Source organism: Paraburkholderia saeva (genome assembly GCF_907164555.1).
Taxonomy (GTDB): domain Bacteria; phylum Pseudomonadota; class Gammaproteobacteria; order Burkholderiales; family Burkholderiaceae; genus Paraburkholderia; species Paraburkholderia saeva.
Genome location: NZ_CAJQZC010000004.1, coordinates 43,639 through 56,158 on the forward strand (window position 1 = coordinate 43,639; position 12,520 = coordinate 56,158).

9 protein-coding genes are annotated in these 12,520 nt (G+C 56.3%); all 9 read left to right on the top strand.

Going from position 1 to position 12,520, the window contains the following annotated elements:
* The first annotated feature begins 115 nt into the window (after positions 1-115).
* The 9 genes from LPA36_RS11700 (at position 116) to LPA36_RS11745 (ending at position 12,488) form a co-directional block, all read left to right on the top strand.
* Positions 116-1,600, top strand: a complete 1,485-nt coding sequence (locus LPA36_RS11700; RefSeq protein ID WP_228876635.1) for an aldehyde dehydrogenase family protein — start codon at positions 116-118, stop codon at positions 1,598-1,600.
* A 114-nt stretch (positions 1,601-1,714) separates the two neighbouring features.
* A complete protein-coding gene (locus tag LPA36_RS11705; protein WP_228876637.1) occupies positions 1,715-2,209 on the top strand; it encodes a MaoC family dehydratase in 495 nt (164 codons plus the stop codon).
* Positions 2,209-3,405: a CaiB/BaiF CoA transferase family protein gene (locus LPA36_RS11710; RefSeq protein ID WP_228876638.1), complete on the top strand. Its 1,197-nt coding sequence runs from the start codon at positions 2,209-2,211 to the stop codon at positions 3,403-3,405. Before LPA36_RS11705 ends, LPA36_RS11710 begins: the two co-directional genes overlap by 1 nt.
* Positions 3,406-3,706: 301 nt before the next feature.
* Positions 3,707-3,940: a hypothetical protein gene (locus LPA36_RS11715; protein ID WP_228876640.1), complete on the top strand. Its 234-nt coding sequence runs from the start codon at positions 3,707-3,709 to the stop codon at positions 3,938-3,940.
* A gap of 459 nt (positions 3,941-4,399) precedes the next feature.
* A complete protein-coding gene (locus tag LPA36_RS11720) occupies positions 4,400-5,491 on the top strand; it encodes a porin (protein WP_228876641.1) in 1,092 nt (363 codons plus the stop codon).
* Between the two features lie 189 nt (positions 5,492-5,680).
* Entirely contained in the window at positions 5,681-7,183 is a 1,503-nt protein-coding gene (locus LPA36_RS11725) for an AMP-binding protein (RefSeq protein WP_228876643.1), read from the top strand.
* Positions 7,184-7,532: 349 nt separating this feature from the next.
* Positions 7,533-9,041, top strand: a complete 1,509-nt coding sequence (locus LPA36_RS11730; protein WP_267478899.1) for an MFS transporter — start codon at positions 7,533-7,535, stop codon at positions 9,039-9,041.
* A gap of 310 nt (positions 9,042-9,351) precedes the next feature.
* On the top strand, positions 9,352-10,179 hold the full coding sequence (locus LPA36_RS11735; RefSeq protein WP_228876645.1) for an SDR family NAD(P)-dependent oxidoreductase: 828 nt from the start codon (positions 9,352-9,354) through the stop codon (positions 10,177-10,179).
* 1,124 nt (positions 10,180-11,303) lie between these two features.
* On the top strand, positions 11,304-12,488 hold the full coding sequence (locus LPA36_RS11745) for a lipid-transfer protein (protein ID WP_228876646.1): 1,185 nt from the start codon (positions 11,304-11,306) through the stop codon (positions 12,486-12,488).
* Positions 12,489-12,520: the final 32 nt, after the last annotated feature.

Sequence of the window (12,520 nt, forward strand, 5' to 3'; positions counted from 1 at the left end):
ACGGGGAGTGCATGAGTGCAGGCCCTCCTGTCGAATTTCATGAGTCCAGGCATGAGCGTGGTGACAGAGCGTTGCCTCGATTGTTGAATTTTCAGACCTTCCTTTGGAATACATCATGCCAGTCATCTACAAATACTCAGCTGCCACGGAATGCAGCTTGAAGCGGCCCTTTCAAATGTTGATCGGTGGGGCTTGGGTCAACGCAGAAAGCGGTGAGACGCTCGAGACGCGGAATCCGGCAGACGGTAGCGTAATCACCACCATTCCTGCCGGAGACAAAGTCGATATCGACCAGGCAGTGGTGGCGGCACGTCGGGCCTTCGAGAATTCCCCTTGGGCCGGTATGACGCCAGGGATCAGGGCCAAACTTCTTTGGCGCGTCGCAGAATTGATCGAAGAACACGCTGATGTTTTTGCTGAGCTGGAGACGCTTGATAATGGCAAGCCACTCAAAGCATCACGCGCGCTCGATGTTCCCGGTGCCGCAGCGTATTTTCGTTATTGGTCTGGATGGTGCACGAAGGTTTCAGGGCAAACGCCTCAGTTAGATTTACCGGGTGAATTCATGGCCATGACCTTGCGCGAGCCGGTCGGCGTGGTTGGCCTGATTACACCATGGAATTTCCCGCTTTTGTCCGCGGCGTCCAAACTCGGCCCGGCATTGGCTGCGGGATGTACCGCTGTTCTGAAGCCAGCCGAACAAACGTCATTGACGGCGCTGCGGCTGGGAGAACTTTTGATGGAAGCAGGGTTACCCGCTGGAGTCGTAAATATCGTCACCGGTCTTGGCATAAAGGCCGGGGCAGCGCTTGCTGAGCATCAAGGTGTCGATAAAATTTCATTTACCGGGTCCACAGCAGTAGGAAAATCTCTTCTAGTCGCATCGCAAGGCAATTTGAAGCGATTGACGCTTGAGCTCGGCGGCAAGTCACCAACAATTATCCTTCCTGACGCAGACCTCGATCGTGCCATTGCCGGGGCGGCGCATGCCATTTTCCGCAATGCAGGACAGGTGTGCGCAGCGGGATCTCGGCTTTATGTGCCGCGCCGTCAATTTGATTACGTCGTCAACGGCATTGTCTCCATGTCCGGCGATTATAAAATTGGTCCCGGAAGTGATCCAGAAACGACGCTTGGCCCACTGGTATCAGAGAGGCAGCGTGAACGGGTTCTTGGCTATGTCGACGACGCCCGTCAGGACGGAGCGCAGATCCTTACCGGTGGACGCGCTTATGGCAACGCAGGCTATTTTGTCGAACCAACCATCATCGGCAATGTGAAGCCCGATATGAAGGTTGTCCAAGAGGAAATATTCGGTCCCGTTCTTGTAGTCACGCCCGTCGATGACCTGGAAGAACTTGCAGCACTTGCAAATAACACAATTTATGGATTGTCGGCTAGCATCTGGACTCGCGATATTTCAAGTGCCTATAAACTCGCACGCCGGATTCGCGCTGGAACTATAACCATTAACAGTGGAAATATAGGCGGTCCTAATATCCCGTTTGGTGGTTTCAAACAATCTGGCTGGGGGCGCGAGAATGGTGTTCAGGGTATCGAAAGTTTCACAGAATTGAAGACTGTGATCACAGCGCTTTAGCCCGTCGATATCCATCGACCGAGAACGAAACATATTCAACCTTTAGAAAACGTGTCCGGACCCCGGTTCGCACCAGCTTCTAACGATATCGCTCTTCGTGGGCAAGGAAATTAAATGAATGATCAGGTAAAAAATTCGAGCCTCCCACTTCTTGGTCTTGGATATTATTGGCAAGATCTCGCCTGTGGGCAGATTTTCCGGACTTCCCGGCGAACACTCACGGAAGCGGATCTGGTGAATTTTGTTTCGGTCACTGGAATGTTGGAAGGGTTCTTTATTGACATCACCGCATCAGAGGGAGGTATCGGTGGACGTCCGGTTCCAGGGGCTCTTACTTATACCATCATTGAAGGATTTATCCTTCAATCAATGGCGAGAGGAACAGGAATTGCCTTGCTGTCCTGCTCTCAGGAAATGTTGGCCCCTGTCCGGGTCAACGATACGATTTATGGCGTTGTTGAAATCACTGGATTAAGGCCAACATCGCGATCCAATAGAGGAATTGTCGATTCTCTAATTACGGTTTTTAATCACAAGGATGAAGAGGTTCTCCGCTACACGGCGAAGCGTATGTTTGCCGGTCGGCCACAGTCTTTGGTTGGACTGTGATGAATCCTTTAACTGGAATAAAGGTCCTCGATCTTACGACTGTGGCAATGGGGCCGCTTGCTAGTCAATGGCTGGGCGACTTTGGCGCTGACGTGATTAAAATCGAGGTTCCTGCAGGGGATTCAAGCAGGCAAACAGGGCCGGCCGTTGAGGCCGGCATGGCTGCCCTCTATCTCGGCGTAAATCGAAATAAGCGCAGTATTGTCCTTGATCTCAAGAAGGAGCACTCAAAAAAAGCTCTTTTGAAGCTCATTGATGGTGCCGATGTGCTGATGCATAATATCAGGCCACAAAAACTGGCGAAGCTTGGGATCGATCCGGATCAAGTGCTCACCCGCAACCCAAAGCTTATTTATGCAAGTCTGCTTGGCTTTGGTGAGGCGGGTCGATATGGAGGGAGACCCGCTTATGACGATATTATTCAAGGTATGTCGGGAAATGCTAATTTGATGGCACGTCAAAATGGAAAGCCAAATTATTTTCCAACGATTTCGGCGGACAAAACGACGGGTTTGATGGCGGCGATGGCGATATTGGCGGCATTGTCCGGGCGACATCGCACTGGTCGAGGCGTCGCCATCGAAATACCTATGTTTGAGTGCATGGCGGCGTTCAATCTAGTCGAGCATCTGTATGGATCCACTTTTAATCCTCCGATTGCGCCGATGGGGTATTCTCGCGTTTTGTCCTCACATCGCCAGCCTTATAAAACATCGGATGATTACATATGTTTGATGCCTTATACGGATGCTCATTGGCATGCATTTTTCGAGGCGGCTGATGCTCACGATGCAGCAGCGGATCCGCGATTCAAAACAATGGCGGATCGTACCAAAAATATCGATCAGCTTTATGAATTGACCGGTAAATTGATCTTCGAACGAACCACAGGTGAATGGTTGGCTATTTGCGAAAGACTAAGTATTCCGGCTGCCCCTATTCTCGGACTGGATGACTTGTTAAGAGACGCGCACTTGGCCGATGTCGGCTTTTTCGAGGAGGTGAACGATCCGTCGATGGGACGATTGCGATTCTCGGGTGTGCCAGTCCTTTTCGATGGTGTCCGCCCGGAAATTAACCTCCCCCCTCGCCTTGGGGAGCATACGCGTGACGTACTTCTGCAAGCCGGTGTTCCGTTAGATGATGTAGAGCATATCCTCGCGGATGCACGTGGTTCCATCGATTCGGCCACTTAGCTGCTGCCGAATATAACCCGACAAACACGCTTCACTGATGGCGTGTGGGCGCCAATCGAATGTTGGCCACATGGATGGAGCCGAATTGAATCCGGCAACGCTCCGGATTCGAAGGAGCTGGGCTTAAATGCCGTTGTGCCACCGAAGGTCGTGCGCCGGATTCGCCACGGCATAGCCGTGCAAGGCCAAGGTATGCGGCGCCGAGATACCGTATCACGCCTAGGCGCCGATCGTTAGCCGCGCGAATCGCGTGAAGGACCTGATCCGCGAGGGGATTGGAATCTGGTAGGCGTTGTTCCGCGTGAACCAAGAGCAGCCTGTCTGGCTGCGCACCGATAATGACCCGAAAATGCATGATTCGCAGTGCGAACAGTGGGCAGAACGGCTTCCATCAACACAAAGTCAAGTCGAAACCGATTTTCGACTGATCAGGCTTGCGATATCGGCGCTCAGCCTTCACGGTTTCAAACGAGTTTGTTTCGTTCCCGCCCGTGATCTCGACGCCGATAGTCTGGACTGCACCTTCGAAATGTAAGTGCCCTGAAGTTTCGCTCAAGGTGAGCCAACGCACTGCAGCGTTTGCCGACGTTCATGCTGCCATCTGACACGCCAAAGTCTGCTGCTGAGAGTCGTCGAAACGCGAACGCTGGTATGCATCGCTGGCCTACTTACGCAAGCTGATCTTCGGCCAGACCAGTCGGCGCGCACGCACCAATGCTCGTGGCGCCGTGATCGATGCTGTTTATCCGGTTCCTCGTTCAAAGGGATGAGGCATGTCTTGCGCTAAAACCATCCGATTGTGGTACGCGCCGCGTGACGCTCGTCTCCAGAATTCGTACATCAACTCTGTCGGTTTGGTCACAAGTCAGCGATATCAATTTGCGATCGGCAGCAGCGGACCCGGTCGGGAGTCTCGCAAGCGATCTCGAATCTGACGGTTGCAGTTCATCGATAAAGTCGCAGTCCATCAATAATATTTCGCAAGGAGACAGCAATGAAGAAACGTACGGTGGCCATCGCCGCTCTCATGTCTGCGTTCATGGCAGGAAGCGCAAAGGCGCAATCGTCGGTGACGCTCTTCGGCGTAACTGATGCTGCGCTGACGCACGCGTCCGGAAGCTTGTCGAACACGACTGGGCTCACCGGAGGCGGCAATGCGGACAACCGGATCGGATTCAAGGGCACCGAAGACCTAGGCGGCGGATTGAAGGCTGGATTCTGGCTTGAGTCCGGATTCAACATTGCAAACGGAACAGGCATCGCGACCAATACCAACAACCAGAACAGTGGCATTTCAAGCGGGGGGGGGCTCACTTTCAATCGCCGCTCCACTGTGAGCATCGGCGGAGACTGGGGTGAAGTGCGGCTCGGGCGGGACTACACGCCGCAGTATTGGAACATCGGGATGTACGATCCGTTTTACCAAGTGGGGGTGGGCGCCTCGCAAATCCTCATGAGTTATCTTCCGGCCTTGCAAGGTGGCGGCTCGGGTCCTGCGGTGTGGGCGTCAAATAGCGTCAGTTACATCTACAACATGCCCTTTAATGGCCTAACTTACGGGGGCGGAGGTTTCTACGGGCAGGCGATGTACTACAGGGGCAATAACCCGAGCAACCTCCCAAATTCGAGTGATGGGAACGGTTACGGCATCCGGGTTGGCTTCATCGGCGCTAACCTGACGGTCGCAATTGCCCATGGTCAGACGAGCTATGAGACCGGCAACACTCAACAGGACAATATCGGCGCTTCGTATAACTTCGGAATCATCAAGCTGACATCCATGTTCGAGCACGACAGATTCAGTTCAATTACTGCCAACGGTTTCCTCGTCGGTGCGACTGCCCCGGCTGGTCAGGGAATTGCTCGGATCGCGTATTCCCGCTACCAATATGACATCTCCCATGACCCTTCGGCAAGCAAGCTGGCGGTGGGCTACGTCTATCCCCTGAGCAAGCGCACCCAGCTTTACGGTACGTACGCGCATGTATGGAATACCGGTGGCAACGCAGCGTCGATTCCAGGTAGCACTACCGGCCCAAACGAGCCGTCCAACGGGTTCCAGCTCGGCATGACGCATAGCTTCTGATTTGGCAACGTGCCTGGCCGCGGCATGCGGGCGGTAGCGACTACATGAGGCGCCGATTGGTTCGGTGCCTCATTCCTTCTCGCCAGCGGTCAACCGACGGAAGTTAGTATTTGAAAAGGGCCATCGTGTCTCGGAGGGCGGTGTCTAGCTACACGGGAAATATTGGCCCGCTTGAACAGGAGTGTCGAATTGAATAACAGCCTTATTGACTCAGCAACTTCGGCATCCTCGCTAATGCCGATCGGTGATCTGCTCGCCTATCATGCGGGCAAGGATCCGACGCGTCCGGCGGTGACATTCAATGACATGAGCGTCAGCTACGCCGAGCTTGACGCGCGATCCAATCGCAAAGCGCGCCAACTAGCGGGGCTGGGCGTGAGCGAGGGAGATGTCGTGACCCTCGCCGTGCCGAACGGCCACGAGTTTTACGAGACAGCCTTTGCGATATGGAAGCTTGGCGCAACCCCGAACATTGTGTCCTCAAAGCTGCCCACGGCTGAATTGCAGGCAATTGCTGACATCGCAAAGCCCCGGCTGATAATTGGGGAAGAGACCGTACGGCTCGAAGGCTGGGACTTTTTGGCCACAGGTACGAGCCCGAGCGAGGACCTTTCGGCCGATCCGCTTCCGACGAAAGTCTCCCCGCGCTGGAAGATGCATACGAGCGGCGGATCGACCGGACGACCAAAGGTGATCGTAGACAAATTGCCGGGTTTGCACGATCTTGGCAAAGCTCCTCCGGGCCAGAATGTCGGCGAGACGATGCTTAACCCCGGCCCGCTGTACCACAACTCACCGTTCATCGGGACATTTCACTGCCTATTCTCCGGCGGTCATGTCGTCGAAATGGGGCGATTTGAACCCCTACGCGCGCTCGAACTGATCGAACGCTACGGGGTCAACTGGGTGAATTTCGTGCCGACGATGATGAACCGGATTTGGAGATTGTCCGACGAACAACGCTCCTCCTTCGACCTGTCTAGCCTTCGTGTGGTCTTTCACATGGCCTCGGTATGCCCTCAGTGGCTCAAGCAGGCATGGATTGATTGGCTTGGACCCGAACGGATCTTCGAGGTGTACGGCGGGACCGAGCTTTTGGGCGGCACAACCATCAACGGGCACGAATGGCTCGAGCATAAGGGTTCTGTCGGCAAGGTTATACCGGGATTTCAGATGCGCTTGATGGACGAGCAGGGCAACGAATGTGCACTGGGCGAGGTTGGCGAGATTTACTTCCTCCCAGACAAGGGCCCGAATTCGACCTATGAATATATCGGCGCGCACGCTAAATCAGTGAATGGTTGGCAGACCTACGGCGACCTTGGCTACATGGACGAAGACGGCTATCTGTATATTGCGGATCGGCGAACTGACATGATCATATCGGGCGGTGCCAATATTTTTCCGGCCGAAGTGGAAGCCGCCCTCGATCAACACCCAGATGTCGAATCCTCTATCGTGATCGGCCTGCCTGATGATGATTTGGGCCAGCGCGCGCACGCCATCGTGCAGATGGTTGAAGGTGCTCGCGCGCGCAGCGATGCGGATGCATTGCGTGCGTTCCTATTCGACAGACTGGTGCGGTACAAAATTCCGAGAACGTTTGAGTTCACGAGTGAGAACCTGCGGGACGACGCGGGCAAAGCACGCCGGACAAAATTGCGTGATGAGCGGGTTGTCAATGCTTCGTGATCTCACGGGCCCCAAGCCTACCTAGCGTATGGCATGCGTGACTTTGACGAAGCACGTTTCCCAGTCGGGCTGGCCTACAGTGTGGGCGGTGCCCACGCAGCGATCAAGAGGTTCGTTAGCGGCGCAATCGTCCACAACCTCGCCGCTGGGTCGATTGCTGAGCGGCGCGAACTGGTTACGTCCGCACAGACTTCGGAGTGTGGCAGCTAATGACACCGACGCCGGAACGCCTATCGCTCCACGTCATCGTCTCTGGTCCTACGCCCAGGGCACCCTAGATGAGCTGAACATGGCGTCGACACGATCCGGTGCCCAACGATGTAATGAGCAAAATTAAAGGACTACCCACATGCAGCTGATAGATACCGACGGGGCACCGCCAGCGGGTGCGCTAGTGCCTGACCAAGGACCCAGCGTGCTCACCGGGTCCCGCCGCGTCGGGCGCCTTCCGCTCAGGCGTAAGGCGGGCTATGCAGCGGGCCAACTGGTCGACTTGGTTGTCTCGAGCATGCTCAACATCTTCGTGTTGTTCTATGTGACGGCAGTCTGCGGTCTACCGGGTGGACTTGCCGGCCTTGCACTCGGCGGGGGAATAGTGGTCGATGCGGTGATGGATCCGTTGATCGGATCGCTGTCGGACGGTTGGCGCTCGCGCTTTGGCCGGCGGGTTCCTTTCATGGTCGGAGCCCTCGTTCCGCTCGTTTTGACGTTTAACCTGATGTTCGCTCTTCCTTCGGGTCTCGGGCAAGCCGCATTGTTCTTGTGGCTGATGTTGCTTTCAGTGTGCCTGCGTATCTCGCTGTCGATGTTTCACTTACCCTATCAGGCGCTTGGTGCTGAGCTCAGCGACGACTATGACGAGCGCTCGTCAATTGCAGTGTGGCGCTGGGGCATTGGCATCACCGGTACCCTTGCAGTTGTTGGGCTGGGCTACGGAGTGTTTCTTGCGGGGCCTGCTGGCGTGTCGAATCGCGCCGCATATCTATCGCTTACGCTGACGTTGAGCGTATTGTTGCTGGCCGGCGCGCTTGTCGCTATTAGGCAAGGACTCGCGACACGATACATGCAGCATCAGACCACGGCGCCGACCGAAGCGATTCATTTACGGCTGTACGGCGAGATGAGGGAAATGTTCCGAAACCGCACCTTCCGCATCCTGTTCGCCGCAAGTCTGTTTTTCAACATCGAACTAGGAGTGAACCAGGCGCTGGGGCTGCACGTCGCGACGTTCTTCTGGGGATTGAGCTCAAAACAGATGCAGATTGTGTTTGTGCCTGCAGTCCTCGGGCTAGCAGTTGGTGCCCCACTTGCAGTGCCGCTCTGGAAACGCTTCGAAAAGCGCACGGTGCTACTGATCGGGATGATCGGCATGGTGACCTGCCATGCCTTGCCGGTGAGCCTGCAACTGCTCGGTCTGCTGCACCTGTCCAAGGAAGGATTGATTGCCGTCCTGTCGCCGCTTGTATTTCTCGGCAGCCTGACGATGGCGTTGTCGCTCATCGCCTTTCTGTCGATCATCCCCGATGCCGCCGACGAACACGAGCATCTATTCGGAACCCGGCGCGAAGGCCTCTATTTCGCTGGCTGGGCCTTCGCAACCAAGGCTGCGACAGGAGGAGGCGTACTGATCGCGGGGGTGGTGCTGCAGATCCTCAACTTTCCCGCTCAAATGACTGAACAAGCCCACGCGGTGGTGTTGCCTGCGCGGACGATATCCTGGCTGGCGTTTGCTCAAGGTCCCGGGGCCGCGCTATTGTCAATCGCGGGCATTGCGCTGGCGCTGCGTTACCCAATCAACAAGCAGTCCCATGCCCGAATCATCTCTGACCTGACAGCACGCAAGCGTGCGGCTCCTTAAACAAAGGGAGGGGGAATCCCTTGCGAAAACATTCGTTTGTGGTTACGTGGCGGCTGCCTTGTCGTGAGAATCAGGAAGTGGATTGCGGGGTTCAACGGCAGCAAGAAACGTTCAGGAACGATAGCAACGGTAACGCTGAATGACCGTCTTGGATTCGCAACAGTGGAATCCACGTCAGTGCTGAGGTGCTGCGCAAGCTGGGTGCTAAAAATCCTGCGGCCGCAAGCGGTGTCCCCTTCCAGCTGTGGTGCACGAAAGCCAGGACGACGATCGAATCAATCATTAACTGACAAAGAACTGGAGGGAAACCATGAAGAATAGAGTTGAGGGCAAAGTCGCGCTGATTACTGGTTCGGGCCGCGGAATCGGCCGTGAGGTCGCGCTGAAGTTGGCTGGCGAGGGTGCCCGTGTGGTGGTGAACGATCTCGACCAGGATGTCGCCTACCAGGTGGTCGAAGAAATCAAGCAGAGCGGGGGCGAGGCCGTGGCATGTCCCGGCAGTGTAACTGCGCCCGATTTTGCCGAGCGCCTGATCAAGACCGCCGTTGATCAGTACAAAAGCATCGACATCATTGTCAACAACGCCGGCTACACGTGGGACAACGTGATCCAGAAAATGAACGACGAGCAGTGGTATGCGATTTTGGACTGTCACCTGACAGCTCCGTTTCGCATCCTGCGCGCCGCGCAGCCGGTGATTCGTGCGCTTTCAAAGGCTGAGCAGGAGGCAGGTCAGGAAGTGTTTCGCAAAGTCGTGAATATTTCGTCCATAGCCGGCACCGCCGGCAACGCGGGGCAGGCCAATTACTCTTCGGCCAAGGCCGGTATTCTTGGATTGACCAAGACGTTGGCTAGGGAGTGGGGCCGAATGAAGGTCAATGTGAATGCAGTAGCCTTTGGCGTGATCGATACGCGGCTGACAGAGGCCACGGCCGCCGACAACGCAACGATCGACATCGAAGGCCGCGCAATCAAGGTCGGTTTGAATCCGGCCTTGGTGAAACAGATGGCGGCGGCGATTCCGCTGGGCCGCAGCGGAACTGCTGTCGAGGCGGCGGGTGCGGTCTTTCTGTTCTGCATTCCCGAGTCAAACTACGTCTCAGGTCAGGTACTGGTCTGTGGTGGCGGCATCGAGTAGCCATTGACGCTGCAGGCGCCTAATTCGACACGCGATATTGACATAGTGTCGTGCTCGGGGACATGTGTCGCGGTGGTGCCTCGATTGGGAACGTTCGGTGGCTGCGCTAGTTTGCTCAAGTTGAGCTACGTCATGCTGTTGCCACCAGCGTCGCGAAATTGAACGACAGCAGGTCGATGACATCCGAGTCTGGCGCACACCACGGCAATTGGATAGGCACATGTCCGACGTTTGCGTACGGGAAGCTGTGTCAGCCCAAAGCGTACGTATCAGATTGCAGACCACTTCGTTAGCTTTCACTCGGGCCACTTTGTCGCAGGACAGCCATGAGGAAATCTTTGTGCGGAATGGCCTGAGGTCTCTGTTTGATGACCGTATTGCCTGGCTTGCTATTTGAAGCGGTCCCCTAGCGCGAACGTAACGCCGAGCCAAGTTACCGGCTTGCTCGTGCAGGATCTGCCTCCTCATGCTGGATCGGCCGGGGCTGTTTGTCGATCCGGCCGACGGCTGACCGACGCGGCGTGGCCGCCACTTCTCAGACTTTCGTCACGTCGACTAGGTCACGGTCTATCCTGCTCCGAATAGCGGCCATCGCAAACCGCATCAGGCTGTCGATGAGCCTTCCGCGTTAGAGGAGCAAGTGAGTCATCCTCATTGGAACTGCATTTCAAGTGCGGTCTTGTTAATGACGAACCATACTTGCGCGATCTTACCGTCAGGAAAGGCGTAAAACGCGTTCTCCGCGAAGGAGACCCGTGCGCGGCGGTGGCAGAATCGCGGGCTGGAATGAGAAACGCCGGAATCAGCTAGCGTACTAGGCGGATTGCTTGAGATCTGCGAGGGGGCTCGAGCCGTCGGGTTGCCAGTTCAACCGTTCGCATCTATGCCCGCTTGAAGCAGCCATATAACGGCTCCGTGTGCGTGACTCCTCATCCAAAGGGATGAGATGCAGCTCGCGGCAAAATCATTCGATCGTGGTACGCGTGGGGCGTCAATCGTCTCCAGAATCGGGCATCGAGTCATCGGTTCAATTTCATTGGGAAGATCGCTCATTTGCGAACTGGCCGTCCAGCTTCCCGTGGACCGGTGAGTTTCCTTCAGACAGAATGATCAGGAGAATCAACATGAGCAACGTTCGAGTTGCCGGGGTCGGCATGATCCCCTTCACCAAGCCCGGCAAGAGCGAGGATTGGGATGTGATGGCGGAGAAGGCCATCCGCCTCGCGCTGGCTGACGCAGGTATCACATACGATCAGGTTCAGCAGGCTTATGCGGCCTATCTCTACGCCGATTCGACCGCGGGGCAATCCGCCCTCTATCGAATCGGCTCTAGCGGCATCCCGATCTTCAATGTCAACAACAATTGTTCATCAGGCTCGACCGCACTCTATCTCGCGCGCCAGGCGATTGAAACAGGTGCCGCAGATTGCGTACTCGCCTTCGGCTTCGAGCAGATGACGCCGGGTGCGCTCGGTGCGGTTTTCAACGACCGCAAGGCAGCCATGGGGAACTACGCAGCCAAGTTCACCGAGTTGCAGACTTACGATCCGACCAAACCGCCCGCGCCGCAGCCTTGGGGCGGCGCCGCGCGTGAGTACCAGCAGCGTTACGGTGCCAGCGACGAGGCGTTCGCGATGATCTCGGTCAAGGCCCGCCGGCACGCTATCAACAACCCGCTCGCTGTCTTCCGCGATCCGTTGACGCTAGAAGAGGTGATGGCGTCCCCCAATCTCTCTGGGCCGGTTACGCGCCTGCAGGCCTGTCCCCCTACGTGCGGCGCGGCCGCGGCGGTGCTGGTCTCGCCCCGCTTCGCCGCCAGGCATGGAATTGATGCGCGGGTGGAGATCCTCGCGCAATCGCTCACCACTGACTTACAAAAGACGTGGGATGGGCGTTCGATGATGAGCGTGGTTGGCTTCGACATGGCCCGGGCGGCCGCAGACCAGGTCTATGAAGCCTCGGGTGTGTCGCCCGACGACGTGGATGTGGTCGAACTCCATGATTGCTTCACGCCAGGGGAATTGTTCGCCTACGAATCGCTGCGACTGACGCCTGAGGGAACAGCCGAGCGCTACATCCGAGACGGGCAGAACACCTATGGTGGCAAGCATGTGGTGAATCCGTCAGGCGGCCTTCTCTCGAAGGGTCACCCGATTGGGGCGACCGGTCTGGCGCAATGCTATGAGCTGACACACCAACTCCGCGGGACCGCGGAAAAGAGGCAGGTCAATGACGCGCGACTTGCACTCCAGCACAACCTGGGCAATGGCGGCGCATGTGTAGTGACGCTCTACGGCCGGAGCGATTGAGTGGGTCACGTGGTCGCCACATTCGGCGAGCC